The sequence below is a fragment of the Streptomyces sp. NPDC054796 genome (genome assembly GCF_053611545.1).
This window is the reverse complement of the sequence record NZ_JBSHAO010000039.1, coordinates 24,763-50,715: the sequence shown is the minus strand read 5'-3', so window position 1 is coordinate 50,715 and position 25,953 is coordinate 24,763. Positions and strand designations below refer to the sequence as shown.

Below are 25,953 nucleotides of genomic sequence, written 5' to 3'. Positions count from 1 at the left end.
ACGTACAGGACGCGGGCGACACCCCCGGACAACACGCCTAGTGGGCCGGGAACGGCTCGGAGATGTGGTCCCACAGGGAGTTGAACCACTGCTGCGAGTCCTTGACGAAGCTCGCCTCCTGCTCGTCGCGGCAGTCGGGACCGGACGACGAGCGGTACAGGTTCGCGTCGATGCCGAGCACGTCGAAGATGTCGAGCTGCTCGCCCTGGTGCGTGACCTGCTGTTCCAGCACGCGGTAGTAGCCCATCAGCGCCTCGGTGCGGTTGAGCAGATAGAGCTTGTGCAGCGGTGTGGCGGCCACGGTCCGTATCTCGCACGACACCTCGGCGATGTGCCCGCGGTCCCGCAGCCCCTCCAGGCTCAGCCTGAGCGCGTTCGTCCAGGTGCGCTGCAACTCGTGCAGGCGCTCGACGACCCGTGGGTCGTCGGGGTCGTCGATGAGGCGGGGGATGGCGAGGCGGGCCGTCGGGCTCGGGACGATCACGCGGACCGTGACCGACTCCGGCGTCAGCTCGCGGTCGAAGACGCCCAGGCGTGCGCCCGAGAGCGCGCTGTTGAACGTCTCCGTGGTGAGCGAGAACGAGTCAATCGTGACGTGCTTGGCGCGGAACGCCTCGTACAGGCGTTCGGACAGCTCCGTGCCCGAGGTCTGCGGGGCCTCGGACTGCGTGACGGGCACGGCTACGGTCGGTGGCGCGCCGCGCCCCGTGTCCGTCAGGAAGCCCTCGCGCTTGAGGGTCTCCAGTGCCTGCCGTACGACGGTGCGGTTGACGTCGAACTCGCTGACCAGGTGCTTCTGGGTGGGAAGGCGGGTGCCCTCGGTCAGATCGCCCGCCCTGATGCGCTCACGGAGGGTGGCGGCGACCATTTCGTGGGGCGGCCTGCCATTCGGTGGGGCGCTCTTCTCTGTCACACCTACGACGTTACAACTTCCGGACAATACCGCAGAGTTGTTCGCCAACTGTTTTTGAGTTGTCGCCAACTGGGAATGTTGGTAAGTGAGTTGGAGTCAACCGGATCGAGATGGTGGCCAAGTCCGCCAAGTGGTCCCGCGGCAGGGCCCGCGTCCTTCCCTCCGCTCCCCGCCCGTCCGACGGCGTATGGGCCGGCCTACGCACCGCTCGCACCTTCACCGCGTCTTCCGCGCCTTCCGAAGGAGGGGAACGCCATGCCTCTGTTCGCTCTCGCTCTCGCCGCCGTCATCGTCGGATTCGAGCAGCTCATCGAGTGGCACTTCGGCGCTGTCGGGGTCATCGGGCTCTGCCTGCTGACCGTCGGTGTGAAGGCCAGGAACGTGACGTGCAGCTGCGTCGGCGCGGTCGTGCTGACGATGCTGCTCGTCTGACCGGGCCGTCCTCACCCGCCCCCGGAGGGGAGGGGCGGGCGAGGGTGGTTCGCCGTCAGAACACGTCCGGGCACCACGGCCGCCTGGCCGTGCGGAACAGCACGTCGGCCGTCGTCGCGGCGCCCTCCCCGTGCTCCTCGACGCGGTCCAGGGCCACGAGCCGGGTCGCGGACTCGTCGCCCAGATACAGCGTCCCCAGCTCGCCGATCTCCATCGAGAGGTCGGCGTCCTCGCGCGTCTCCACACACTTCGCGCCCTCGGGCCCCGCCTCCAGCCGGTAGCGGCCACCGGCGAGCCCCGCCTCGTCGCGCAGGTCCAGTACCAGCGTGCCGGTGACGGGGTAGGCGCGCGCCTCCAGCATCGCGGGCACGTCCAGGGGGCGCAGCCACAGGAAGTCGGACCGGGCCTTGATGCGGGCCGCGCGGGGGTCGGGGACGAGGAGGGGGAGGACGTCGTCGGGGGCGCGCAGGCCCGTACGGACGCGGGAGACCCAGTCCATGGACAGCAGGAAGAGCCACAGGGCCCGCTCGGCGGCCGGGGTCGTCCCGAACAGCGAGAGCACTGTGGCCGTCTCCTCCGGGAGCTTGGCCTCCCAGTGGTCGTCGACGGTGTACGCGGCGAGGCCCTGCGGCACGCCGTCCGCGTCGCGGTACAGGGCGTGGAACCGGGGCGTGAAGCCGTCGCCTTCGAAGCGGTCGAGGCCCGTGTGCCGCCGCCACCACGACGTGCCGCGCTCGATGACGCCCTGCCGGTGCGGCTGGGCGCGGAACCTGTCGTACAGCTCGGGCGCGACGCGGCGCACCTCCGCGCCGTCCACGAGATCGACGCGTCCGCCGTCGGCAGGGCCCGAGTAGCGGGGATCGAGCCCTGTACGGGCCGACTCCACCTCGTACTCGACGCACCAGGCGGCGGGCCCGAAGCCGTAGCGTCCGTATATCGGGTACTCGGCGGAGGTCAGCGAGGCCATCACCTCGCCGCGCTCCTTCGCCGCGCGAAGCTCCTGCGCCATCATCCGCGTGAGCAGCCCGCGGCGCCTGTGCGTGGCGGCGACGGTGACGTTGCTGACGGCGCACGCGTTCACGCGTGCGCCGCCCGGGACGGTCAGCTCCTGCGGGAAGCTGCGGAACGTCGCGACGCAGCGCCCCCCGCCGTACGTGTCGTCGTAAGCGCCCACGGTCCGCGTGAGGTCGGCGTCCGCGCGCCTGACCGTCACCTCCTCGGGCGAGATGTCCGGCACCCGCAGAAAGCCGGTGGCGACGGCGCGCAGCCAGTCGGGGAACTCGTCGGGGGCGGCGGCCAGGGTGCGGATGTCCAAGGTCATGCGGTCACGCTAGGCGGGGGGCTCCGCGCCGCGCACGGGGTTTTCCCGGCCTCGAAAAGGCCGGCCCCCTTAGAACGCCGCCCTGACCTCGCCGACCGTCGCGCCGCCGCCCAGCAGCGGCGCCTCGGCGATACGGGCCACCACGGGCGCCTCGACGCCGCAGCGCGCGAGGGCGCGGGCGAGGACGGGGCCCAGGGCGCGGGCTCCGCCGTCGTCGAGCTTGAAGGCGAGGGCACGCCCGTCGGGCAGCGCCACCGCCTGGACCGCCTCGGCGCCCATCTTCGAGACCGTGCCCGGCAGTTCGCGCATCAGCCAGGTGTCGTGGCGACGCGTCCCCGCCACGTACTCGGGGTGCGCGCGCATGGCCTCTGCGACGCGGCCCTCGGGCGTCGTCGACGGCGCCAGGGCGAGGGCGCGGAACGCGCGGGCCAGGCCCGTCAGCGACACCGCCATCAGCGGGGCGCCGCAGCCGTCGGTGCCCGTGTGCGCGACGGGCTCGCCCGCCAGCGACTCCAGGCTGTCGCGCACGAGGCGCTGGAGGGGGTGCTCGGGGGAGAGGTAGGTGTCCAGGGGCCAGCCGTTGGCGCGGCAGGCGGCGAGCATGGCGGTGTGCTTGCCCGAGCAGTTCATGGTCGTACGGGCGCGGGGGTGCCCGGCGGCGAGGTACAGCTCCGCCTCCTCGCGGTCGAGGGGCAGATCGGCCGGGCAGCCGAGGTCCGTCTCGGCCAGGCCGTGCTCGGCGAGCATCTCGCGGACCAGGTCCAGGTGGAAGGACTCCCCCGAGTGGCTCGCCGCCGCCAGCGCCAGCCGCTCCCCGGAGAGGTCGAGACCGGCGCGGAGCACGGCCGTGGCCTGGAACGGCTTGTTCGACGACCGGGGGTAGACCGGGCTCGCGACGTCGCCCAGAGACCAGTCGAGGGTGCCGTCGGCTGCGAGCACGACCAGGGAGCCGCGGTGGTGGCCCTCGACGAAGCCCGAGCGGACGATCTCGGCGAGCACCGGCGGAGCCGCTGCGGCCCGGCCGTCGTGCGCTGCGGATATGACGGGGGTGGCGGTGGACATCGGGGCGGCCTTCCCTTGACACCCCCTGCGCGGCGGCTGTCCCTTCGCGGGTGGGGGCTGTGGTGCGGGTGGTGTACGTGTACGTCACCCTCACGGTAACCGCCCCCTATGTCCCCTTCCCAACGGGGCGAAGATCCGCTGACCTCAGGAGAGCCGGACCTCAGGAGAGCAGGTCGTCGACCTGGGCCTCGCCCTCGCGGTAGCGGCGGGCGATCTCCGCGCTGCACCCGTCGGCGGTCTGCTGCAACGACTGCCGACGCCCGGAGACCCGCTGCTCGTACCGCACGAGCCGCCCCATCGCGTCCCGCAGCTCGTCGTCCGTCCGCGCCCCGAGATCGCTCAGCTCGACCTCGGCCAGCATCTCCTCGGCCAGCAGCCGGTACTCCTCGCTGTACGGGGTCCCCAGGGTCACGTGGCGCGCGGAGGAGCGGTGGGTGGACGGGCTGTCGGTCAGGATCTCCGGCAGGAGGTCGATCAGCGGGGAACTGGGCGACGTACGCAGCGCCAGCTCGGCCCGCAGGATGTCGATGCGCCCCTGGAGCAGGCGCCTGACGTAGCTGAGGTCCGCCTCCTCGCGCTGCGCGCCCTTGCGCAGCGTCCGCAGCTCGGGCAGGCGCAGCGCGTGCAGGTCCGGCTGGCCCGGGTCGCGCAGCGCGTCGTACGGTTCGCCGCCGTGCTGCGGCGCCGGGTGCAGCAGTGCCGCGACGCGGGAACCGGCGCCGGAGCCGAAGCCGGACGTGGTGCCGGACGCCGGTACCGGTACCTGGCCAGATGCCTGCCCCGGTACCTGGCTGCCGGGCCCGGCCCCCGCCGCGTCGGCCTCCGGCCCCCCGGCCCGCGGCACCTCCTCGGGCCCGGCTCCCGGTCCGGGCCCGGACCCGTCCCGCTTCGAGACGGCGGCCCTGCTCGTACGGGCGCCCGGAACGCTGCCGGGCGTCCTCCCGGCTCCGGTTGTATTCATGGGTTGTTGTCCCCTCGTCCCCTTTTGCCGCGGTAACAGTGTTACGCACCGCGTGTGCGCATCGTGCCACTCTGGGCGGCTCTCGCGCAGCGGATCGGCACCCATCCGGCGGCCCCCGTAATGGCCAGGGAACGGCCCTTGCGGGGCTTCGCCGCGTGCACGGCATGATGGCCGTATGCGAGCTGTGGTGCAGAGGGTGAACGGTGCGAGCGTCGTCGTGGACGGCGAGACCGTCGGTGAGGTCGTCGGCGAGGGACTGTGTGTGCTGGTCGGGGTCACGCACGACGACACGGCGGCCAAAGCGGCGCAACTCGCCCGCAAGCTGTGGTCGGTGCGGATCCTGGAGGGCGAGAAGTCGTGCTCGGATCTCGGGGCGCCGCTGCTCGTGATCAGCCAGTTCACTCTCTACGGTGACGCCCGGAAGGGCCGCCGCCCCACATGGAACGCGGCGGCCCCCGGACCCGTCGCCGAGCCGCTCGTCGACGAAGTCGTCGCGCAGCTTCGCGCCTTGGGCGCGGAAGTGGCGACGGGCCGGTTCGGCGCGGACATGAAGGTCACGCTCACGAACGACGGCCCGTTCACGGTGCTGGTGGAGGTCTAGCCTCCGGCTTCGGTTCGCGGCCCCTGGGGGGCTACGGCGCGACGACGACCTCCTGCGCCGCCGCCGTCGCGTCCTCGCCCGCGATCAGCGGCGCGTCCACCGGCACGTTCCGCTTCACCAGCGCCAGCGCGATCGGTCCCAGCTCGTGGTGGCGGGCCGAGGTGGTGACGAAGCCGACGGGGCGGCCCTCCGGGCCGTCCTCCGCGCGGCGCACCGGATCGCCGTGCACGGGGATCCGGACCTCGCTGCCGTCCAGGTGCAGGAAGACGAGGCGGCGCGGCGGCTTCCCCAGGTTGTTGACGCGCGCCACGGTCTCCTGGCCGCGGTAGCAGCCCTTGTCGAGGTGCACGGCCGTCTCCAGCCAGCCCAGCTCGTGCGGGATGGTGCGGTGATCGGTCTCCATGCCGAGCCGTGGCCTGTGGTCCTCGACGCGCAGCGCCTCGTACGCCAGCACGCCGATGGCCGGGGCCGCCGCGTCGGCGAAGGACTTGAGGGAGGCGCGGGGGAGGAGCAGGTCCCGGCCGTGCGGGGTCTCGCGGACGACCGTGCCCTCGGGCGGCTGCACGATGGAGCCCGCGGGGAGGTGCACGACCGCGTACTCCTCGGTGCGGTCGGCGATCTCGACGCGGTAGAAGAACCGCATGCTCTCCAGGTAGGCGATCAGATCGGCCTGGGTACCTGGCTCGGTGTGGCACCACACCGTCTCGCCGTCGTCGACGAGATAGAGCGCGTGCTCGACGTGCCCGTTGGCGGAGAGGATCAGCGCCTCCGTCGCGCGGCCCGGGGGCAGCTCGCTGACGTGCTGGGTCAGCAGCAGGTGCAGCCAGGAGAGGCGGTCCTCGCCGGAGACGGCGATCACGCCGCGGTGGGAGAGATCGACGAACCCGGTGCCGTCGGCGAGCGCGCGCTGTTCCCGGAAGAGGTCGCCGTAGTGCGCGGCGACGCCCTCGTCCGGGCCCTCGGCCGCGACGGCGCCCGGGAGGCTGAGGAGCGGGCTGTTGAAGGACATACCGTCAGCCTACGACGGCACGGCGACGAACGGCTCCCGCGCCCTCGCGCTCCCGCTCCCGCCGGCCGGGCTACTTCTCGGCCCGGCCGCCGTCGCCTTCGCCCTCGTCCTCGCCCGAAGACGCCGCCGCCGCGCATTTCCCGCACCGTCCGAAGATCGCGAAGTGCTTCATGTCCGTCTCGAAGCCGAACTTCTCGCGCAACTGGTCCGTGAAGGGCGCGGCCACGGACAGATCGGCCTCGATCACGTCCGTGCAGTCCCGGCAGACCAGGTGCATGTGATGGTGGCGGTCGGCGAGGTGGTACGTGGGCGCCCCGTGCCCGAGGTGGGCGTGGGAGACCAGGCCCAGCTCCTCCAGCAGTTCAAGGGTGCGGTAGACGGTGGAGATGTTCACGCCGCCCGCCGTGCGCCGCACCTCGGCGAGGATGTCGTCCGGCGTCGAGTGCTCCAGCTTGTCCACGGCCTCCAGCACGAGCTGGCGCTGCGGGGTCAGCCGGTACCCGCGCGCGCGGAGGTCGCTCTGCCAGTTGGTGGTTACCACACGCCCAGTGTAGGAGGTCGGCCGCTCACCTCTTCACGCTCCGCAGGTACGTGGCCAGCCTGGCGATCGCGTCGGGGTTGCGGGGGCTCTCGACCAGGTCGGCGTAGTCCAGGGTGAAGATGCGGTCGTTCTTGATCGCGGAGACGTTGCGGAGCGGCGCGTACGACTTCAGGAACTTCTCCTTCTGGGCCGCGCTGGTGTCCCCGTAGTCGTTGATCACGATGACCTCAGGGTCGCGCTGGACGACCGTCTCCCAGCCGACCGTCGTCCACGTGTCGTCGAGGTCCTTCATCACGTGGTCGCCGCCCGCCTTGGTGATGATGTCGTGCGGGCCCGCGTAGCGGCCCGAGGTCAGCGGCTTGTCGCGGCCGTCGTCGTAGAGGAAGACACGGGGCCGGTCCGCGCCCTTCGGGGCCTTCTCGCGGGCCTCCGCGACCTGCGCGGAGAAGCGCGCGATCAGGGCCTCGGCGCGCTTCTCGACCCCGAAGAGCTTCCCGAGGTTGCGCAGGTCGGTGTAGAGGGCCTCCAGCGGCGGCATCACCCCGCGCGCCTTGCTGCCGCCCCCGCCGCCCTCGTGGCCGTTGCGGCAGGACTCGGTGAGCAGATACGAGTCGACGCCCAGCTTCTTGAGCCGGGCCGGGGTGAAGCCGTCGCCCTCGTTGAAGCCGTAGCCCCAGCCCGCGAAGACCAGGTCGGCCTTGGCGTCGAGGACCAGTTCCTGGCTGAGCTGCTTCTTGGAGAGCCACTTCGTCTTCTCGTAGCCGTCCTTCCAGGGCACGGCGTCGAGGTCGCCCTTGTCGTCCGGCATGGCGTAGCCCGCCATCCGGTCCGCGAGGCCGAGCGCGAACATGATCTCGGTGATGCCGACGTCGTTGGTGACCACGCGCTCCGGCGGCCGGTCGAAGGTGACCTTCTCGCCGCAGTTGGTGAGGGTGACGGGCTCGACGCGCCCGCCCGCCCCGTCGTCCTCGGCGTTTTCGGCGATCTTCGCCCCGCAGCCGGAGGCGGTGATGGTGACCAGGGTGACGAGAGCGAGAGCGGCTGTTGTCTGCTGACGCGAGGAGTGCAGGGGACGCATGGGGCGCGGGCTCCTTCAGATGGCGGAGGGGAGGCGGTCGAACAGCAACTGCACGGCGCCCGTCTCGGGATGCCGCACGCGGTGCGCCCGTACGCCGAAGACGTCGGCGAGCAGCGCGGGCGTCAGCACGTCGTGCGGGGCGCCGGAGGCGACGATCGCGCCGCCCGAGATGACGTGCAGCCGGTCGCAGTGCACGGCGGCGAGGTTGAGGTCGTGGAGCGCGGTGAGGACGGTGAGCCCGCTCTCCCGCACCAGCGCGAGGACCTCCAGCTGCTGGGCGATGTCCAGATGGTTGGTCGGCTCGTCCAGGACGAGGACGCGGGGCTCCTGCGCGAGCGCGCGGGCGATCAGCACCCGCTGCCGCTCGCCGCCCGAGAGGGTGCGGAAGCCGCGCCCGGCCAGATGCGCGGCGCCGACCCTGCGCAGCGCGGCGGCGCAGGCCGCGCGGTCCGCTTCGCTGGTGCGGGCCGCCGCGCGCTGGTGGGGGAGGCGGCCCATCGCGACGATCTCGTCGACGGTGAAGTCGAACTCGCCCGCCTGCTCCTGCGGCAGCGCCGCCAGCCGCCGCGCCCCCTCGCGCGGGGTGAGCGCGAACAGGTCGTCGCCGTCGATCCGCACGGTCCCCGACGTGGGCCGCGAGGCGCGGTAGACGCAGCGCAGCACACTGGACTTGCCGCTGCCGTTGGGCCCGACGAGGCCGACGAGCTCCCCCTCGTCGGCGCGCAGGTCCACCTCGCGTACGAGCGTGGCCCCTGACCTCTCGACCGTCAGCCCCTCGATGTCGACGCGCACGGCTCACGCACCTCCGAAGGTGTATCCGGTGCGATGGCGCATCAGCAGCAGGAAGCAGGGGACGCCGATCACGGCGGTGAGCACGCCGACGGGCAGTTCGACGGGCGCCAGGACGATCCGCGAGAGCACGTCCACCCACACCAGCAGAACGGCCCCGGCGAGCGGCGCGACGGCCAGGACACGGCGGTGGTCCGCGCCGACCAGGACGCGCACGGCGTGCGGCACCATCAGGCCGACGAAGCCGATGGCGCCGCTGACGGCCACGACCGCGCCGGTGACGGCGGCGGCCAGCAGGAACAGTTCCCGGCGCAGCCGCCCCGCGTCGACGCCCAGCGCGGCTGCGGTCTCGTCGCCCATGGCGAGCGCGTTCAGGCGCCGGGCCGACAGCAGCAGGTACGCGAGCCCGGCGGCGACCGCGCCCGTGGCGATGGGCAGCGAGGTCCAGCTCGCGCCGCCGAGGCTGCCCAGCAGCCACATCATGGCGGAGCGCGCGGCCTCGCCGCGCTCGGCGGCGAACACCATGAGCGTGGTCAGCGCGGAGAAGCCGTAGTACATCGCGGTGCCCGTGAGGACGAGCCGCAGCGGGGTGAGGCCCTGGGCCGTGCGGGCCACCGCGTAGACGAGGGCCATCGCGCCGAGCGCGGACACGAAGGCGGAGACGGACAGCGCCCAGATCCCGAGGGCGCCGAGCGCGCCGAAGAGGAGCACGGCGTTGGCGCCGACGGCGGCCCCTGAGGAGATCCCGAGCACGAAAGGGTCGGCGAGCGCGTTGCGCACCAGCGCCTGCACGGCGACGCCCACGGAGGCCAGCCCGGCGCCGACGACGGCCGCGAGCAGGGCGCGCGGCAGCCGCAGGTCCCAGACGACGGTGTAGGCGGAGCGCTCGTCGGCGCCGAGCGCTCCGCCGGTCAGGCCCGCGTACAGCAGCCGTACGGAGTGGCCCCAGCCGATGCCGGAGGCGCCGAGCGCCACGGCGCACACGAGCGAGAGCAGCAGCGCGCAGCCGAGCGCGGCGACGAGGGGCGGTACGGGGAGTCTGCGCGCGGCGCCGGGCGGGCCGTCGCTGTCGCCGTCGCCGGTGCCGCCTTCGGCGGCGGGCGTGGCGGGGGAAGCGGGTATGGGGGAAGTCACGGGCGCCCTTCTCGCAGTCCACGGCGAGTTGTAGGAGCTAGGCGGCCTCGCGGGTGTTCGGGCTCACGGCCCTCCCCGTGGGGAGGGCTCCGTCTACCGTTGCGGGTCAGCGCCGGACTTCGACCGGTCTTCCCCCGCGGGGTGCCTTGGCTGTGGAGTTGGCGTGCTTCGGCGTCGCGGCGCGCATGTAGGGGGCCGCGGGAAGGCTCGGGCCTACTTGAAGAAGGCGATGCCGTCGTCGGGCAGGTCCTTGAGGTCCTTGGCCCACTCGCTCGGGTCGACGGCCTTCTTCAGGTGCGCCGACATGTACGGGCGCAGCGGCACCTCGGGGGTGGACTTCTCGCCGACCCACATGAGGTCGCCCTTGACGTAGCCGTAGAGCCGCTTGCCGCCGCTGTACTCCCCGGCGGAGGGCGTACGCGCGATGGCGTCCGTCGCCAGGTCGATCTGGGGCTTCTGCTCGGCCATCTCGCCGTACCAGATCTCGGCGACGCCCTGGTCCCGGATCATCACGACCTCGACCTGGCGCTCCTTGTCGATCCGCCAGTAGCCGGTCTCGGTCTCCAGGGGACGGACCTTGTTGCCCTCGGCGTCCAGCTCCCAGGTGTGGGAGACGTACTCCAGGAAGTCGCGGCCGTCGTGGCGGAAGCTGGCCTCCTGCCCGAAGTTGCACTTGTCCATGCCCGGGAAGTCGGCGACACCGGCGCCCTGCCAGTCACCGAGGAGGAAGGCGAGCGGGACGAGGTCCGGGTGGAGGTCGGACGGGATCTCGATCATGAGGGGCTCAGACGATCTCTAGGGGGCGAGGGGTGCGGTGGTGGTCCGGTCGCTCAGCGCTGGCCCTGGAAGAGCTTCTTGAGGGTGAGACCGGCGAAGGCCACGGTGCCGACACAGACCAGGACCATCAGTGCGGTGAAGAATGCCTCAAGCACGGGGGGGCTCTCCTTGAGCGGGGCGAAGAGTGGTGTCTTACGGACGGGGCCGAGTCTAGTCGTCGCCCGCGCGCGTCGCGCTGTGAGGTTCCCGGCGGGGCGCGGACCGCGCCGGGCGCCCGCGTACCGGCCGTAGGCTCGGCGCATGGCGAAGAAGCTCGTGATCAAGGTGACGGCGGGCGCGGACGCGCCCGAACGGTGCTCGCAGGCGTTCACGGTGGCCGCGGTCGCCGCGGCGAGCGGCGTGGAGGTCTCGCTCTGGCTGACCGGCGAGTCGGCGTGGTTCGCGCTGCCGGGCCGCGCTGCCGAGTTCGAGCTGCCGCACGCGGCGCCGCTGCCCGAGCTGATCGAGGGCATCAGGGCCGGCGGGCGCATCACGCTGTGCACCCAGTGCGCGAAGCGGCGCGGGATCGGTGAGGGCGACGTACTGGAGGGGGTGCGCATCGCGGGAGCCCAGGTCTTCGTCAGCGAGGCGATGGCGGACGACACCCAGGCCCTCGTCTACTGAGCGGCCCGGAATGCGGGCCCCGTACACGGCGAGGACCGCACCCCCAGCCAGTGGCGTCCAACCCTGGGGGTGCGGCCCTCGCCGCAGTCGGTGCCGGTCGTCAGACCGCGATGGCGACCTCTGCCAGGCCGCCCTTCTCGGCGACGACCTTGCGGTCGGCCGTGCCGCCGGGCACCAGGGCGCGCAGCGTCCACGTGCCCTCGGCCGCGTAGAAGCGGAACTGGCCTGTGGCGGAGGTGGGAACCTCGGCCGTGAACTCGCCGGTCGAGTCCAGGAGCCGCACGTAGCCGGTGACGGGCTCGCCGTCACGGGTCACGCTGCCCTGGATGGTGGTCTCGCCGGGCTTGATGGTGGAGGCGTCCGGGCCGCCTGCCTTCGCTCCGCACATGCGTCTACGGTCCTCTCGGTGGGTTCGGGTCGGCCGGGTGGGTGCGGCCGTCAGTCGTTGGCGCCGAGCTCGACGGGCACGCCGACGAGTGAGCCGTACTCGGTCCAGGAGCCGTCGTAGTTCTTGACGTTCTCCTGGCCCAGCAGCTCGTGCAGCACGAACCAGCTGTGCGCGGAGCGCTCACCGATGCGGCAGTAGGCGATGGTGTCCTTGGACAGGTCCACGCCCTCGCCCTCGTACAGCTCCTTCAGCTCCTCGTCGGACTTGAAGGTGCCGTCGTCGTTGGCCGACTTCGACCACGGGATGTTGCGGGCGCTCGGCACGTGGCCGGGACGCTGCGACTGCTCCTGCGGGAGGTGGGCCGGGGCGAGCAGCTTGCCGCTGAACTCGTCGGGCGAGCGCACGTCGACGAGGTTCTTGGTGCCGATCGCGTCCACGACCTCGTCGCGGAAGGCGCGGATCGACAGGTCCTGCGGCTTGGCCTTGTAGTCGGTCTTCGCGCGGGTCGGGACCTCGGCGACCAGGTCGCGGGAGTCCAGCTCCCACTTCTTGCGGCCACCGTCGAGGAGCTTCACGTCCTGGTGGCCGTAGAGCTTGAAGTACCAGTAGGCGTAGGAGGCGAACCAGTTGTTGTTGCCGCCGTAGAGGACGACGGTGTCGTCGTTGGCGATGCCCTTCTCCGACAGCAGCTTCTCGAAGCCCGCCTGGTCGACGAAGTCGCGGCGCACCGGGTCCTGGAGGTCCTGCTTCCAGTCGATGCGGACGGCGTTCTTGATGTGGTTCTTGTCGTAGGCCGAGGTGTCCTCGTCCACCTCGACGATGACCGTCTTCGGGTCGTCGATGCGGGCCTCGACCCAGTCGGCGTCTACCAGGACGTCGCTGCGGCTCATGCTGTTCTCCTCCGGGAGCGGGGTAGGCGGGTGCGGTGTGTACGGGCGGGGGAGCGCCCGTACCTGCGGAGATTCGGGGTGCGCGCACTGCTGCCGTACGCGCGGGAAGCGGGTGAGGAAACGGCTGCGGCACCTTGCCCGGCACCCGGCCCGGCCAGGGGCACGCCGCCGCGCGCACCAGGAACGGTGCGGCTACGGGGTGCGGGGCGCGGGCGCGCCGTGCGGTGCCTGCCTGGGGCGGACAGCCGTCAGCCGGCCGCGCGACAGAGCATGGCGGCGACGCGGCACAGGTCGACTGCCCGTCGCTTCGTGAGGTCCGCCTGTCGCTTCATGCGGTCGATCGTAAGGACGGGGGAGGGGCCGTGTCACCGTCGATCCGGATTCTGAGACGGTCTTGTTCGTATGCTGAGATGGGTGAAACGTGCGACGGTACGCGGAAGCGGCGCGCGGGGTCCGCGCGCCGCCTGGGTTCGTCGGCCCTCGGACGGGCCCGTCTCGCTTACTGGGACATCGGGCCGGAACGCCGGCCTGGGGCGTCGGGTGCCTCAGCCCGCCAGCTCCACGTCGGTGCCCTTCACGCCCAGCACGATGCCCTTCTTCGTGGCCTCGACCCGGTTCAGCTCCAGGCCCTTGGGCAGGCCGCTGATCGTCCGGTCGAAGTCGATCTTCTTGCGGATCGCGTCCTCGACGCCCGGGATGCCGTCACCCGGCACCTTCTCGGCGTGCAGCTTCACCGTGTCGCCGTCCTTGAGGCTCACCGTGCTGTGGACGCTGCGCTCGAAGCTGCGGCCCAGCAGGGTGACGCCCGCCGTGACCTCGACCTGTCCCTCGCCCTTGGAGTTCTTGCCGCCCCAGCCGACCTTCACGCCCTCGTCAGCCGCCTTGGAGAGGTCCGCGTAGGAGATCAGGGCCGTGCCCGTGGCGTCCTGGGCCACGGCCGAGGAGTAGTTGTTCTCCAGCTTCACGTGCCGCAACCGCGCGTCGATCTTCGTGACGGTCACCTCGCGGTCGCCCGCCCGCGCGGTGAGCCCGTCCAGCGTGACGTCGACCTGGTCAAGCTCCTTCGCGAACACCTGGGTGAGGAACGGGAAGCCCTGGACGTCCACGGAGGCGTCACCGGCCTCCGCGACACCCTGGGCACTCCTGACGCGCTCGGCCGCCTCGTCCTCGGCGAGCTTGAGCGCGATGCGGTCGGCGGCGACGAAGAGCACCGCGAAGATCACCAGGAAGACCAGCAGTATGCGAAGTGCGCGCATAGCGTTCTTTCCCCCATGCAGTCGACGTGCCGCGAGCCTAACGCGACCGCTGTCAGCCCAGGGCCCGGCCGAGGAGATGCACGGCGGGCGCCGCGAGCGTCAGCGGCAGGGCCACGCCCGCGGTCATGTGGACGAAGCGCGACGGGAAGTCGTAGCTGGCCACCCGCAGCCCGGCCAGGGCGCAGGCCCCCGCCACCACGCCGACCAGCGCGCCCGCCGTGCCGAGCCCCGTCAGCCCGCCGACCGCCACGCCCACACCGGCCGCCGCGAGCAGCGCGACGACGAGGGAGACGACGGAGGGCAGCGGCAGCGCGCGGGCGAGCGTCGCCGCGGCGACGCCGGCGGCGCCCGTGGTGACCGCCTCGGGCGCCGCCACGAGGTGGCCTGCGGCGACGACGGTGAGCGCGGTGGTCGTGATGCCCGCGGTGAGCGCGTAGAGGCGCTCGTCGGCCCCCGAACGGTTGCGCAGGTGCAGCAGCAGGGTGAGGACGCACCAGACGCCGAGGGTGCCGATGACCACGGTGGGCGCCTGGTCCTCGTCGGCGACCAGCAGCCCGACGTCGGTGACCACGCCCCCGAGGAAGGCGAGCGCGATGCCCTGCCGCGCGGGCCACATCCCGTTGAGCCGGAACCAGCCCGCAGCCGTGACGGCCTGGAGCAGCACGACGGCGACCGCCAGCGGCACGCTGCCCAGCGGCGCGGCGACGGCGAGCAGCAGGCTCAGCACGGCGGTGAGCGCGGCGGGCTGGAGCCCCGGCGCGATGATCGGCGACCCCTCGCGACGGGGCGCGCCCTGTGCGGCCGGTGTGTCCTGGGCGCCGCGCGCGTCCTGTGCGGCGTCGCCGGGCGGTGTGGGCGGCGGGACGGCGCCGTCGCCGTACGCCGTGGTGTCCCCGTACGCCGGTCCCTGCCCGTATCCGTACCCCTGCCCGTAGCCCTGCTCCGGGGGAAGCCCGTGCACCCCGCCGGGGGCCGTCGTGGTCACCGGCCGGCCGCCCCGCTCGGCCGCGCCCTGCTCGGGCGGCAGCGCCCCGGCGCCGTACTGCTGGCCGTAGCCGCCCTGGCCGTACGGGTCGGCCGGAGGCCCGTAGGCGCCGTGCGGCCCCTGTTGTGCGTACGGGTCGACGGGGGCCTGCTGCTCGTACGGCTGCTGCCCGTACCCCTCGTACCCCTGCCCGTAGCCGTCCCCGTACTGCTGCCCGTGGCCCTGCCCGTACCCGTATCCCTGCTGGTCGCTCATACGGAGCCCCCGGCGAACGGCGGGAGCACCTCGACGGTGCCGCCCTCGGCCAGCCGGACCGTGTCGTGGGCGCGGGTGCCCACGGGGTCGCCGTCCACCAGATACGAGCAGCGCAGCAGGACGCGGGCGAAGTCGGGCCGCTCCATGTGCCGCTCGCGGGCGCCGTCGAGCGCCTCGGCGAGCGTCATGGCGTCGTATCGCTCCTCCGCGATCCCGGCTGCGGCCTTGGCCGCCGCCCAGTAACGGATCGTGCCACTCGCCATGGTCGGTCCCTCTCAGCCGTCTGCGTTGCGGCTCCCATGATGACGTGCCGCGCCGGGCTCCCGGCACCGCGCACCCGCCCATGACCCGATCCGGTGCAGCAGCGCGGGGTCCGCCGCGTTCTCCGCGTGCCCGAAGCCGGGCTCGATCCACAGCTCCGAGCGCTCAGGATCGGCCGCCGCCGCGAGGGAGCGGGGGTGGTCGAGCGGGAAGTACGGGTCGCGGTCGCCGTGCACGACGAGCAGCGGCGCGGGCGAGATCAGCGGCGCCGCCGCCACGGGGGAGAGCGGCACCGGGTCCCAGTCGTGGGGATGCACGCGGGTGCGCAGCCCGTACCGCGAGACGAGCCTGCCCACGGGGCGCTGGATCGCCCAGTGCAGCCGCCGCATGGGCGCCGTGCCCCGGTAGTACCAGCGGGCCGGGGCGCTGACGGAGACGACGGCGTCGGCGTGCGCGCTCAGCGGCTCCATGTCCGGCATATGGACAAGTGCTCCGTCGTGCGCCCCCGCGCGCCCCCCATGCTTCGTATACAGATCCGCGCACGCTGTGTTGTCATCCGCGTCGCCGTCCGTGCGGTCCGGGCGGTACAGCGCCCCGTGCCGCAGCACCACGGAGCCGCCCATCGAGAAGCCCACCGTGACCACGTGCCCGTGGCCCAGCGAGCGGGCCCAGCGCACGGCGGCGGCCAGGTCCAGCACCTCGCGGTCGCCGACCGTCGAGCGCCCGCCCGAGCCGCCGTGGCCACGGAAGGAGAAGGTGACGACGGCCGAGTGACGGGCCAGCACGGCGGCGGCGCGGCGCAGCGCGGGCCGCTCCAGCGCGCCCGTGAAACCGTGCGCGAGGACCGTCGCGTAAGGCGCCGCGCCCGCCCCGCACGGCGTGTACGCCGCCTCGATCGGCACCCCGTCAGCCGCGCTCAGTGTCGCGCGCAGCGTGCCACCGGGGTCACGTCGCGTGACCGCCGAAGCGCCCGCGCGAGCGATCTCACACTCCATTCCGCCGCTCATCTCGGCTATTCTGCTGTGTCAGAAGGATCCGGGCAGCGCCGCCCCCGGGTCCTTTTGTGCTTTCAAGAGCCCGCCGCACGCCCCTACGGGAGTGCGCGACGCGCTTTCAGGAGACACAAGCCAAGCCGTACGAAGCAGTGCCGCCATACGTCCTCACCGGGACTGAGGAAGGAACTCAGACGTGAGCTCGCTACTCCTGCTGACGAACGCTCTCCAGCCCTCCACCGAAGTCCTCCCCGCGCTCGGCCTGCTGCTGCACAACGTGCGTGTGGCCCCCGCCGAGGGGCCGGCTCTCGTCGACACCCCGGGTGCCGACGTCATCCTCATCGACGGGCGCCGCGACCTCCCGCAGGTCCGCTCGCTCTGCCAGCTGCTGCGCTCCACGGGCCCCGGCTGTCCCCTCGTCCTCATCGTCACCGAGGGCGGGCTCGCCGCCGTCACCGCCGACTGGGGCGTGGACGACGTGCTGCTCGACACCGCGGGCCCCGCCGAGGTCGAGGCGCGGCTGCGGCTGGCCACGGGCCGGCAGCAGATCGCCACGGACGACAGCCCGATGGAGATCCGCAACGGCGACCTGTCCGTCGACGAGGCCACCTACAGCGCCAAGCTCAAGGGCCGGGTCCTGGACCTGACCTTCAAGGAGTTCGAGCTGCTGAAGTACCTGGCGCAGCACCCGGGCCGGGTCTTCACCCGCGCCCAGCTCCTCCAGGAGGTGTGGGGCTACGACTACTTCGGCGGCACCCGCACCGTCGATGTGCACGTACGGCGCCTGCGTGCGAAGCTCGGGCCCGAGCACGAGTCGCTGATCGGCACCGTCCGGAACGTCGGCTACCGCTTCGTCTCGCCGGAGAAGGGCGAGAAGTCGGCCGAGGAGAAGAAGGCGAAGGCCGACGCCAAGGCGATCACCGAGGCGGCCACTCAGGTCGCGAGGGAAGCCGTGGACGAGGGCGCGCGCGGCACCGCGCGGGGTTCGCGGATCTCCACCTCACGGCAGACGGAGGGGTGACGCTGCCCGCGTAGACTGCCGCCGTGGCCAAGGTGACGCGGGACGATGTGGCAAGACTGGCGGGTACGTCGACCGCGGTCGTCAGCTATGTGATCAACAACGGACCCCGACCGGTCGCACCGGCCACCAAAGAGCGGGTGCTCGCCGCGATCAAGGAGCTGGGCTACCGCCCCGACCGCGTCGCGCAGGCCATGGCCTCGCGCCGCACCGATCTCATAGGGCTGATCGTCCCGGACGCGCGGCAGCCGTTCTTCGCGGAGATGGCGCACGCCGTCGAGCAGGCGGCGGCCGAGCGCGGGAAGATGGTCCTCGTCGGCAACTCCGACTACCTGGACGAGCGCGAAGTCCACTATCTGCGGGCCTTCCTGGGCATGCGGGTCTCCGGGCTGATCCTCATCAGCCAGGGGCCGAGCGAGCACGCGGCCGTGGAGATCGACGCGTGGGACGCGCGCGTCGTGCTCCTGCACCGCCGCCCCGAGGCCATCGACGACGTCGCCGTCAGGCTCGACGACGTCGGTGGCGCCCAGATGGCCACGCGGCATCTGCTGGAGCACGGGCACGAGTACGTCGCCTGCCTCGGCGGCGGCGAGTCCACCCCCAAGTCGGGGGACCCGGTGACCGACCACGTCGAGGGCTGGAGCCGTGCGATGCGGGAGGCGGGCAAGTCGGTGGAGGGGCGCCTCTTCCCGGCCCCCTACAACCGCTACGACACCTACCGGCACGCGCTCGGCCTGCTCAGCGGCCCCGACCGCCCGACGGCCGTCTTCTGCTCGACGGACGACCAGGCGATCGGCGTCATGCGGGCCGCGCGCGAGCTGAACATCGACGTGCCGCGCGAGCTGGCCGTGGTGGGTTTCGACGACGTCAAGGAGGCGGCCCTCACCGACCCGCCCCTGACCACCGTCGGCTCGGACCGCGAGGGCATGGCGAAGGCCGCCGTCGACCTCGTCCTCGACGACTCCCTGCGCGTGGTGGGCTCCCGGCGCGAGCGCGTCCGGCAGTTCCCCTCGGGCCTGGTGCTGCGCCGCTCCTGCGGCTGCGACGTGGACTGACCTGCGACGACGCGGAACGAGGGGCGGGTACGGGCCGGGCCCGTACTCTTCCCGTACTTGTCGGTGTACAGCCACCGGAATCTCGGCTGCTTCTCAGGCAGGGCTCAGGAAGCTCTCATAGTGGGCGCCCATTCTCGGTGGCATGAGCGAATACCGCGATTCCCAGGTGCCCCCTCCCGTGAGCCCGCCGCCGGTGCCCCCGTACGAGCCGGGCCCGGCGCCCTACGGCGAGGACCACGCGCGGCCCGCGGCCGACGACACCCTCGTCCAGCCCACTGTCCAGCCCGCCGCGCCGCAGCCCGCACAGCACGCGGAGTCCGCGCGGCTCCCGCAGCCCGCGCCCGGCGACGGCTTCCCGCCGCCGCCCCCGGCCGACGGGACCTTCGCGCAGCCCGAGCCCGGTGCCGCAGAGCCCGCGCACGGCAGGCGCAAGCGCCGGATGCGGCGGCCCGTCGCGCTGCTCGCGGCCGTCGCCGTCGGCGCGGCGGTGATCGGCGGCGGTACGGCCGTCGGCGTGCAGCAGCTCCTCGGCGGCAACGACCGGACCAGCGCCACCAGCACCGTGAGCGGCACCAACGCGTCGTCGGCCGCGGCCGACGGGACCGTCGCGGGCGTCGCCAAGGCGGTGAGCCCCAGCGTCGTGGAGATCCAGGCGACCTCGGGCAACGGCCAGTCGACGGGCTCGGGCGTGGTCATCTCCGAGGACGGCGAGATCCTCACCAACAACCACGTCGTCTCCGGCAGCCAGTCCGTGAAGGTCACCTTCAGCAACGGCAAGACGGCGACGGCCGAGGTCGTCGGAACCAGCCCCGACCACGACATGGCGCTGATCAAGGTGCAGGGCGTCAGCGACCTGACCCCGGCCACCCTCGGCGACTCCTCCAAGGTGGGCGTGGGCGACCAGGTCGTCGCCATCGGCTCCCCCGAGGGGCTGTCCGGCACGGTGACCAGCGGCATCGTCTCGGCCCTCGACCGCGAGGTGACCGTCCAGAAGGAGGACGGCCAGCAGCAGGGACAGGGCCAGGGGCAGGGCGGCCAGCGCTGGCCGTTCGAGTTCGGCGGCGGCCAGTACAACGGCGAGGTCGGCGGCGACACCACCTCGTACAAGGCCATCCAGACCGACGCCTCGCTCAACCCCGGCAACTCCGGCGGAGCGCTCCTCAACATGGACGGGGAGGTCATCGGGATCAACTCCGCGATGTACTCCTCCTCGTCCGGCTCCGGCGGCGCCTCCGCCAGCGACTCGGGCAGCGTGGGCCTGGGCTTCGCGATCCCCGTCAACGACGTCAAGAAGATCCTGGACGACCTGCGGGACGGCAATGGATAGTCAGGACGTCGCCACCGGTGATGCGAAGCTAGTCACCATGGTGGCCACGGAGTCGGAGTCCATGAAGGTGCTGATCGTCGACGACGAGCCCGCTGTGCGGGACGCGCTGCGACGCAGCCTCAGCTTCGAGGGGTACGGGACCGAGGAGGCCGTCGACGGCCTGGACGCGGTCGAGAAGGCGGACGCCTACGGTCCCGACCTCATCATCCTCGACGTGCTGATGCCCCGCATGGACGGACTCACGGCGGCACGGCGGCTGCGCGCGGGCGGCTGCCATGTGCCGATCCTCATGCTCACCGCGAGGGACACCGTCGGCGACCGCGTCACGGGACTGGACGCGGGCGCCGACGACTACCTCGTCAAACCCTTCGAACTCGACGAGCTGCTGGCCCGCATCAGGGCGCTGCTGCGGCGCAGCTCGTACGCGCAGGACCGGGGCGCGGCGGGCGCGGGCGGTGACGCCGGGGTGCTGGTCTTCGGCGATCTGCGGATGGACGTCGGCACCCGCGAGGTGACGCGCGGCGGCAGGCCCGTGGAGCTGACGCGCACCGAGTACACGCTGCTGGAGATGTTCCTCTCGCACCCGCGCCAGGTGCTGACCCGCGAGCAGATCCTCAAGGCCGTCTGGGGCTTCGACTTCGAGCCCTCCTCCAACTCCCTGGACGTGTACGTGATGTATCTGCGGCGCAAGACGGAGGCGGGCGGCGAGCCGCGCCTCGTGCACACGGTGCGCGGCGTGGGCTACGTACTGCGGGACGAGTCGGCGTGATGGCACCCTGGTCGGCGGCGCGCGCACGGCGCGCCCTGCCCCTGCGGTCGCGGCTGGCCCTGCTGGCCGCCGTCACCGTGGCGCTGGCGGTGGCCGCGTGCGCGACGACCTGCTGGTTCCTCGTACGGGCCGAGCTGATGGGCTCGCTGGACGAGTCGCTGCGCAACAGCCGCGTCCAGTCAGGGTTCATCGTGGACCAGGTCCGCTCGGGCCAGTGCACCCCCGCAGACGACCGCGCGCCCAACCCGTTCGGCGCGACCGTCCAGGTCGTGGACCGGAACGGCAAGAGCTGCGTGATCGTCGGCAGCAAGCTGGACGTGAGCGACAGCGACGCGGCCGTCGCCAAGCGCACCCGGCAGGAGGCCGTGCACACCTCGCGGGCCAGCGACGGCACGGACTACCGCGTGCTCACCACCCCCGTCGAGGGCACCAACGTGGCCGTTTCCGTGGCCCGTCCTCTCACCGAGACCGACGACTCACTGAGCAAGCTGGCCCTCATCCTGGCGGCCGTCGGCGGCGCCGGGGTGCTGGGCGCGGCAGGGGCAGGTGTGGCGCTGGCACGCGCCGGCCTGCGGCCCGTGGACCGGCTGACAGGGGCTGTCGAGCACATCGCGCGCACGGAGGACCTCGCGGTCCGCATCCCCGTCGACGGGGACGACGAGATCGCCCGCCTCTCACGCTCCTTCAACTCGATGACGGCAGCGCTGGCCTCCTCGCGCGAGTTGCAGCAGCAGCTCATCGCCGACGCGGGGCACGAACTGCGCACGCCGCTGACCTCGCTGCGCACGAACATCGACCTGCTGACCCGCAGCGAGGAGACCGGGCGCTCGCTGCCGCCCGAGGACCGCAAGGAGCTGCTGGAGTCCGTACGGGCCCAGATGACCGAACTCGCCGCGCTGATCGGCGACTTGCAGGAGCTGTCCAGGCCCGACGCCACCCCGGGCTCGGGGCACGCCGAGGTCGTCGGCTTCCACGAGATCGCGGCCCGCGCCGTGGAGCGGGCGAGGCTGCGCAAGTCCGGCGTGACGATCGAGACGGCGCTGGCGCCCTGGTACGTGCGGGCCGAGCCCGCCGCGCTGGAGCGTGCGGTGGTCAATCTGCTGGACAACGCGGTCAAGTTCAGCCCGGCCGACGGTGTGGTCACCGTCGAGCTGGCGCAGGGCGCGCTGCGGGTGCGGGACCGTGGGCCCGGTATCCCGGCCGAGGAACTGCCGTACGTCTTCGACCGGTTCTGGCGCTCGCCGTCGGCGCGCAGCCTGCCCGGCTCTGGGCTGGGGCTGTCCATCGTGGCCCGTACGGCGCAGCAGCTCGGCGGCGAGATCGGGCTGGGCCCGGCGGACGAGGCGGCGGCCGGGACCGGCTCGGGCGAGGGGCACGGGCCCGGCACGGTGGCGGTGCTGCGGCTGCCCGGCGCGGCGACGCCGCCGCCCGAACTGCCCGGTGAGGGCGGGGAGACGGGCGCTGAGGACGTCCTGGGCAGCGGGCGCTTGACTTAAACCTCACTTGAAGGACGACTCTGGGGTGACCGAGCAGGCCACGACACCAGAGGAGCCCGTCATGAGCACCGCCACCGTCACCGCTTCCGCCACCCCCGAGGCCAGTGCCGCCGCCACTCCCGAGGACGACCGCGCGGACGTGCTGCGGCTGGCCGTCATCGTCGGAAGCGTCAGGGAGGGCCGCTTCGGGCCCGTCGTCTCCGACTGGTTCGCGGCCGAGGCCCGGGAACACGGCGGCTTCGACGTCGACCTCATCGACCTGGCCGAGGCCGAGCACGTGCTGCCCGTCGCCTTCCCGGACTTCTCCGCTCCGCTGCCCGCCGGGGTCGAGGCCGTGCGGGACGGCCTCTCGCGGCGGCTCGGGAACGCGGACGCGTTCGTCGTCGTGACACCCGAGTACAACCACAGCTTCCCCGCGCCCCTGAAGAACACCATCGACTGGTTTCACGGCGAGTGGGCCGCCAAGCCGGTCGGCTTCGTCTCGTACGGCGGGATGTCGGGCGGCCTGCGCGCCGTCGAACAACTGCGGCAGGTCTTCCCCGAGCTGCACGCGGTCACCGTCCGGGACGCGCTCAGCTTCCACATGGCCTGGGAACGCTTCGACGAGGACGGCCGCCCCCACGACGCCAAGGACACCGGCGCGGCGGCACGCAACATGCTGGGCCAGCTCGAATGGTGGGGCAGGGCGCTGCGCGAGGCCCGTACGAGGACGCCCTACGGGGCCGCGCGCTGAACCCGCGAGGGGGTGAGGGGGCGGAGGGGCGAGGGGGCGAGGGGGCCCGCCGTGATCGCTGATCGCGACGGGGCCCCCTCGCAGGCGCGTTCCGTCCCCGCGTCAGTCCTCGACCGTGATCCGGTCGGCGGCAGGCGCGTGAAGCGGCGCGTCGGCCGACGAGTTGGCGCTGAGATACGTCTGGAGCGCCTCCAGGTCGTCCCCGCCCACATACGGGTCGCCGCCCTTCGCGAGCGTCGGGAAGCCGTCGCCGCCGCCCGCGAGGAAGGAGTTCAGCGCGACCCGGTACGTGGCGCCCGGATCCAGCGGCTCGCCGTTCAGCCGCACCGAGTCCGCGACGACGCGGTCGGCGCCCGAGGCCGTCATGTCGAGCGTGTAGGCCAGGCCCTCCGAGACCTGGAGGATCTTCGGCGACGCCGCGTTCGCGCCGCTGACCTGCTCACGGAGCACCTGGAGCACCTGCTCGCCCGTCAGGCTGGTGAGGTTGACCGTGTTGGAGAACGGCTGGACCGCGAAGCCCTCCCCGTAGGTGACCACGCCGTCGCCCTCGCCGCCCGAGGCCGCGTGGACGAGATCGGCGCGGATGCCGCCCGGGTTCATCAGCGCCAGGTCGGTGCTCTCGTCGTGGGTGCGGCCGTGGGCGAGCTGCGCGTCGGCTATCAGATCGCCGAGCGGCGACTCGGGGGTCTTGGCGCCACGCCCCGGGATGTCCTCGGATATCCAGCCCACCGGCCTGTTCGCGACCGGCGCCGCCAGCTTGTTCCAGCGCGCGATGAGCGAGGTCATGTCCTTCGCCTTCGGCTGCTCGCGGCTCACCACGTGGTTCGCTGACTTCACACGCGTACGGACGATGTCCTTCGTCGCGCGGTCGTAGGTGAGCGTCGTGTCCGTGTAGAGCTTGCCGAAGGACGCCGCCGAGGTGACCGTGCGCGGGGTGCCGGAGGGGTCGGGCACGGTGCACGCGTACGCCTGGTGGGTGTGGCCCGTGACCAGCGCGTCCACCTTCGGGGTGACCTTCTTCGCGATGTCGGCGACGGGGCCCGAGATGCCGTCGCCGGGGCCCGGGCTGTCGCAGTCGTAGTTGTACGACGTGCTCGCGGGCAGCCCGCCCTCGTGGACCAGCGCGACGATCGACTTCACGCCCTTGGCCTGGAGCTTCTTCGCGTACGCGTTGATCGTCTCGACCTCGTCGTGGAAGTCGAGCCCCTTCACGCCGTCGGCGGAGACGATGTCCGGGGTGCCCTCCAGGGTGACGCCGATGAAGCCGATCTTCACGCCCTTGTGCTTCCACACGTACGTCGGGTCCAGGACCGGCTTCCCCGTGCCCTCGTGGGTGACGTTCGCCGCGAGGTACGGGTAGTCGGCGCCCGCGAAGGTCCGGCCCTCCTCGTAGCAGCCGTCCTCCGGGTGGCAGCCGCCGTTCTGGAGCCGCCTCAGCTCGTCCTTGCCCTCGTCGAACTCGTGGTTGCCGACGGAGGTCACGTCGAGCCCGAGCCGGTTCATCGCCTCGACGGTCGGCTCGTCGTGGAACAGCCCCGACAGCAGCGGGCTGGCCCCGACCATGTCACCGGCCGCCGCCGTGACGGTGTAGTCCTCGTAGCCCTCGCCCTCGCGCGCCGTCCGCAGACTGGAGGCCAGATACTCGGCGCCGCCCGCCGGTATCTGCTTCACCGTCCCGTCCGGCTGCGTCTCGGCCACCTGGCCCGAGGAGCCCTGGGGCGGCTCCAGGTTCCCGTGGAAGTCGTTGAAGGAGAGCATCTGGACGTCCACAGTGCGCTTGCCGTGTGCGGCGCCAGGGGAGTCGGCGCCCGCCGGTGCGGTGGCGGCTGGTGCGGTGGCGGCCGGTGCGGTGGTGGCCGCGCCCAGCAGCCCCGCGGCGGCGGCCAGCGCCGCACCGGCCACGGCGAACCGCCGCCGCCCTCGCCGCCCGGAGTGCCGCTCTCGTCCGATGCCTCTGACGCCGGGAGTTCCTGTCATGGATACGTGCCCCTCTGCGGATGACTGACCGTCTGGACCGTCTGGACCTTCGGTGCGGACGGCAGCCTAGGTCAACGCGCGTAGCGTGTCAGGACGACGAGGGTTACCGTCAGGTTTCGCGGTGGTGGTCCGGCACATTCGGGGCGGGTCGTAAGGTCGTGTCCCATGAGCGACGTGGTGGTAACGGACGAGGCGTCGGCCGAGGTCGTACGGGAGGCGCAGGAGCTGATCGACGAGGCGGCCCGCGCCGACGGGCAGTCGGCCGTATCGGAACAGGGGCGGCTCCAGTTGCGGGGCGGGCGCCGCACGGGGGTCAGGCACCTGCTGCTGAGGCAGAGCGGAGAGCTGGTCGGCTACGCCCAGCTCGAGGACACCGACCCCGTGGAGGCGCCCGCCGGTGAGCTGGTCGTCCACCCCGCGCACCGGGGGAAGGGCTACGGGCGGCGGCTCGGGCAGGCGCTGCTCGACGCGTCCGGGCGTCGGCTGCGGGTCTGGGCGCACGGCGGCCACCCGGCGGCCCGGCACCTGGCGCAGGTCCTCGGCCTCACCCTCTTCCGCGAGCTGCGCCAGCTCCGCCGTCCGCTGGCCGGGCTCGACCTTGCCGCGCCGGCGCTGCCCGAGGGCGTACGGGTGCGGACGTTCAGGCCCGGTGAGGACGACGCGGCCTGGCTGGAGCTGAACGCGGCGGCGTTCGCGCACCACCCCGAACAGGGCGGGCTCACCCAGCGCGACCTCGACGACAGGAAGGCCGAGCCCTGGTTCGACCCCGCGGGCTTCTTCCTCGCCGAGCGCGAGGGGAGCGGCGACGGTGCGGGGCCGCGGCTGGTGGGCTTCCACTGGACGAAGGTCCACAGCGCGGAGCAGCTCGGGGAGGTCTACGTCCTGGGCGTCGCGCCCGGCGCGCAGGGTGGCGGCCTGGGCAAGGCCCTCACGGCGGTCGGCCTGCGCCACCTGGAGAGGGACCGGGGGCTGCCGACGGCGATGCTTTACGTCGACGCGGACAACGGTGCGGCGGTGGCGGTCTACGAGGGCCTGGGCTTCCGCACCCATGAAACGGACCTGATGTACCGCACGGAGAGCTAGACGTTGCACTGGGCGGTTCGGCGTTTTCGGGGTGCGCCCTGTGACGGGGTGTTGCGCGGGACGGTCGGCCGGTGTGGTGGGTGCCGTAGGGTCCCGCGCTGATTTTTGTGCGGCTTCACGGGGTGCGGGGCGCTGCGCTGGGCGGTGCGTCGTGTTCCGGGTGCGGCTGTGTGGGTGGGCGCGGCGT

General features: G+C 72.6%; 28 protein-coding genes. 10 read left to right on the top strand and 18 right to left on the bottom strand.

Translation table 11 applies throughout. The features are described 5' to 3' along the window. Positions 1-37: 37 nt before the first annotated feature. A complete protein-coding gene (locus ACWGJ2_RS27760) occupies positions 38-913 on the bottom strand; it encodes a winged helix-turn-helix domain-containing protein (RefSeq protein ID WP_453348984.1) in 876 nt (291 codons plus the stop codon). 255 nt (positions 914-1,168) lie between these two features. On the opposite strand from ACWGJ2_RS27760, the gene ACWGJ2_RS27755 reads away from it, so the two are divergent. Next, a complete protein-coding gene (locus tag ACWGJ2_RS27755; protein ID WP_453348983.1) occupies positions 1,169-1,345 on the top strand; it encodes a hypothetical protein in 177 nt (58 codons plus the stop codon). Between the two features lie 55 nt (positions 1,346-1,400). Here ACWGJ2_RS27755 and ACWGJ2_RS27750 read toward each other — a convergent pair whose 3' ends face one another. From ACWGJ2_RS27750 to ACWGJ2_RS27740, 3 genes are all read right to left on the bottom strand, one after another. Beyond that, positions 1,401-2,666 (bottom strand): GNAT family N-acetyltransferase, encoded by a 1,266-nt coding sequence (locus ACWGJ2_RS27750; RefSeq protein WP_453348982.1) that lies wholly within the window; start codon positions 2,664-2,666, stop codon positions 1,401-1,403. A gap of 69 nt (positions 2,667-2,735) precedes the next feature. Further along, on the bottom strand, positions 2,736-3,728 hold the full coding sequence (locus tag ACWGJ2_RS27745; RefSeq protein WP_453348981.1) for an asparaginase: 993 nt from the start codon (positions 3,726-3,728) through the stop codon (positions 2,736-2,738). Positions 3,729-3,888: 160 nt separating this feature from the next. Then, the gene (locus ACWGJ2_RS27740; RefSeq protein ID WP_453349019.1) at positions 3,889-4,380 is read right to left on the bottom strand and encodes an RsiG family protein; all 492 of its coding nucleotides are present in this window, start codon (positions 4,378-4,380) and stop codon (positions 3,889-3,891) included. Positions 4,381-4,864: 484 nt separating this feature from the next. Here ACWGJ2_RS27740 and dtd point away from each other — a divergent pair, with 484 nt between their 5' ends. Then, complete coding sequence (gene dtd / locus ACWGJ2_RS27735; protein ID WP_453348980.1) at positions 4,865-5,290, top strand: D-aminoacyl-tRNA deacylase; 426 nt, start codon at positions 4,865-4,867, stop codon at positions 5,288-5,290. 31 nt (positions 5,291-5,321) lie between these two features. Here dtd and ygfZ read toward each other — a convergent pair whose 3' ends face one another. The 6 genes from ygfZ to ACWGJ2_RS27705 all read right to left on the bottom strand — a co-directional run bounded on the left by ygfZ (position 5,322) and on the right by ACWGJ2_RS27705 (position 10,618). Next, a complete protein-coding gene (ygfZ, locus tag ACWGJ2_RS27730) occupies positions 5,322-6,299 on the bottom strand; it encodes a CAF17-like 4Fe-4S cluster assembly/insertion protein YgfZ (RefSeq protein ID WP_453348979.1) in 978 nt (325 codons plus the stop codon). A gap of 70 nt (positions 6,300-6,369) precedes the next feature. Then, positions 6,370-6,840, bottom strand: coding sequence for a Fur family transcriptional regulator (locus ACWGJ2_RS27725; RefSeq protein ID WP_453348978.1), 471 nt, complete (start codon positions 6,838-6,840; stop codon positions 6,370-6,372). A 25-nt stretch (positions 6,841-6,865) separates the two neighbouring features. Next, positions 6,866-7,918 carry an ABC transporter substrate-binding protein gene (locus ACWGJ2_RS27720; protein WP_453348977.1) on the bottom strand — a complete coding sequence of 351 codons (1,053 nt, stop codon included), beginning with the start codon at positions 7,916-7,918 and terminating at the stop codon, positions 6,866-6,868. Between the two features lie 15 nt (positions 7,919-7,933). Continuing rightward, complete coding sequence (locus ACWGJ2_RS27715) at positions 7,934-8,710, bottom strand: ABC transporter ATP-binding protein (protein WP_453348976.1); 777 nt, start codon at positions 8,708-8,710, stop codon at positions 7,934-7,936. Positions 8,711-8,713: 3 nt separating this feature from the next. Beyond that, positions 8,714-9,841 (bottom strand): FecCD family ABC transporter permease, encoded by a 1,128-nt coding sequence (locus tag ACWGJ2_RS27710; protein WP_453348975.1) that lies wholly within the window; start codon positions 9,839-9,841, stop codon positions 8,714-8,716. 213 nt (positions 9,842-10,054) lie between these two features. After that, positions 10,055-10,618, bottom strand: a complete 564-nt coding sequence (locus tag ACWGJ2_RS27705; protein ID WP_453348974.1) for an FABP family protein — start codon at positions 10,616-10,618, stop codon at positions 10,055-10,057. 300 nt (positions 10,619-10,918) lie between these two features. On the opposite strand from ACWGJ2_RS27705, the gene ACWGJ2_RS27700 reads away from it, so the two are divergent. Next, positions 10,919-11,281 carry a DsrE family protein gene (locus ACWGJ2_RS27700; protein ID WP_453348973.1) on the top strand — a complete coding sequence of 121 codons (363 nt, stop codon included), beginning with the start codon at positions 10,919-10,921 and terminating at the stop codon, positions 11,279-11,281. A gap of 100 nt (positions 11,282-11,381) precedes the next feature. Here ACWGJ2_RS27700 and ACWGJ2_RS27695 read toward each other — a convergent pair whose 3' ends face one another. The 7 genes from ACWGJ2_RS27695 to ACWGJ2_RS27665 all read right to left on the bottom strand — a co-directional run bounded on the left by ACWGJ2_RS27695 (position 11,382) and on the right by ACWGJ2_RS27665 (position 16,323). Further along, on the bottom strand, positions 11,382-11,669 hold the full coding sequence (locus ACWGJ2_RS27695) for a DUF1416 domain-containing protein (protein WP_453348972.1): 288 nt from the start codon (positions 11,667-11,669) through the stop codon (positions 11,382-11,384). Between the two features lie 50 nt (positions 11,670-11,719). Beyond that, positions 11,720-12,559 carry a sulfurtransferase gene (locus ACWGJ2_RS27690; RefSeq protein WP_453348971.1) on the bottom strand — a complete coding sequence of 280 codons (840 nt, stop codon included), beginning with the start codon at positions 12,557-12,559 and terminating at the stop codon, positions 11,720-11,722. Positions 12,560-12,807: 248 nt separating this feature from the next. Further along, entirely contained in the window at positions 12,808-12,891 is an 84-nt protein-coding gene (locus ACWGJ2_RS27685) for a putative leader peptide (RefSeq protein WP_453349018.1), read from the bottom strand. Positions 12,892-13,104: 213 nt separating this feature from the next. Continuing rightward, complete coding sequence (locus tag ACWGJ2_RS27680; protein WP_453348970.1) at positions 13,105-13,815, bottom strand: LmeA family phospholipid-binding protein; 711 nt, start codon at positions 13,813-13,815, stop codon at positions 13,105-13,107. A gap of 52 nt (positions 13,816-13,867) precedes the next feature. Beyond that, positions 13,868-15,055: a hypothetical protein gene (locus ACWGJ2_RS27675; protein WP_453348969.1), complete on the bottom strand. Its 1,188-nt coding sequence runs from the start codon at positions 15,053-15,055 to the stop codon at positions 13,868-13,870. Further along, a complete protein-coding gene (locus tag ACWGJ2_RS27670; RefSeq protein WP_453348968.1) occupies positions 15,052-15,318 on the bottom strand; it encodes a MoaD/ThiS family protein in 267 nt (88 codons plus the stop codon). The genes ACWGJ2_RS27675 and ACWGJ2_RS27670 overlap by 4 nt, the downstream gene beginning before the upstream one ends. A 12-nt stretch (positions 15,319-15,330) precedes the next feature. Further along, complete coding sequence (locus ACWGJ2_RS27665) at positions 15,331-16,323, bottom strand: alpha/beta hydrolase family protein (RefSeq protein WP_453348967.1); 993 nt, start codon at positions 16,321-16,323, stop codon at positions 15,331-15,333. A 181-nt stretch (positions 16,324-16,504) separates the two neighbouring features. Between ACWGJ2_RS27665 and ACWGJ2_RS27660 the strand changes: the two genes are divergently transcribed. The 6 genes from ACWGJ2_RS27660 (at position 16,505) to ACWGJ2_RS27635 (ending at position 22,706) form a co-directional block, all read left to right on the top strand. Further along, positions 16,505-17,329 (top strand): response regulator transcription factor, encoded by an 825-nt coding sequence (locus ACWGJ2_RS27660; protein WP_453348966.1) that lies wholly within the window; start codon positions 16,505-16,507, stop codon positions 17,327-17,329. Positions 17,330-17,352: 23 nt separating this feature from the next. Next, the gene (locus ACWGJ2_RS27655) at positions 17,353-18,381 is read left to right on the top strand and encodes a LacI family DNA-binding transcriptional regulator (RefSeq protein ID WP_453348965.1); all 1,029 of its coding nucleotides are present in this window, start codon (positions 17,353-17,355) and stop codon (positions 18,379-18,381) included. 142 nt (positions 18,382-18,523) lie between these two features. Further along, the gene (locus ACWGJ2_RS27650) at positions 18,524-19,708 is read left to right on the top strand and encodes a S1C family serine protease (protein WP_453348964.1); all 1,185 of its coding nucleotides are present in this window, start codon (positions 18,524-18,526) and stop codon (positions 19,706-19,708) included. Positions 19,709-19,745: 37 nt separating this feature from the next. Continuing rightward, positions 19,746-20,477 (top strand): response regulator transcription factor, encoded by a 732-nt coding sequence (locus ACWGJ2_RS27645; protein WP_453348963.1) that lies wholly within the window; start codon positions 19,746-19,748, stop codon positions 20,475-20,477. Continuing rightward, entirely contained in the window at positions 20,477-21,973 is a 1,497-nt protein-coding gene (locus tag ACWGJ2_RS27640) for a HAMP domain-containing sensor histidine kinase (RefSeq protein ID WP_453348962.1), read from the top strand. Before ACWGJ2_RS27645 ends, ACWGJ2_RS27640 begins: the two co-directional genes overlap by 1 nt. A gap of 61 nt (positions 21,974-22,034) precedes the next feature. Next, a complete protein-coding gene (locus ACWGJ2_RS27635) occupies positions 22,035-22,706 on the top strand; it encodes an NADPH-dependent FMN reductase (protein WP_453348961.1) in 672 nt (223 codons plus the stop codon). Between the two features lie 102 nt (positions 22,707-22,808). On the opposite strand, the gene ACWGJ2_RS27630 is transcribed toward ACWGJ2_RS27635, so the two are convergent. Then, entirely contained in the window at positions 22,809-24,683 is a 1,875-nt protein-coding gene (locus ACWGJ2_RS27630) for a bifunctional metallophosphatase/5'-nucleotidase (RefSeq protein ID WP_453348960.1), read from the bottom strand. 165 nt (positions 24,684-24,848) lie between these two features. Between ACWGJ2_RS27630 and mshD the strand changes: the two genes are divergently transcribed. Next, positions 24,849-25,766, top strand: coding sequence for a mycothiol synthase (gene mshD, locus ACWGJ2_RS27625; RefSeq protein WP_453348959.1), 918 nt, complete (start codon positions 24,849-24,851; stop codon positions 25,764-25,766). Positions 25,767-25,953: the final 187 nt, after the last annotated feature.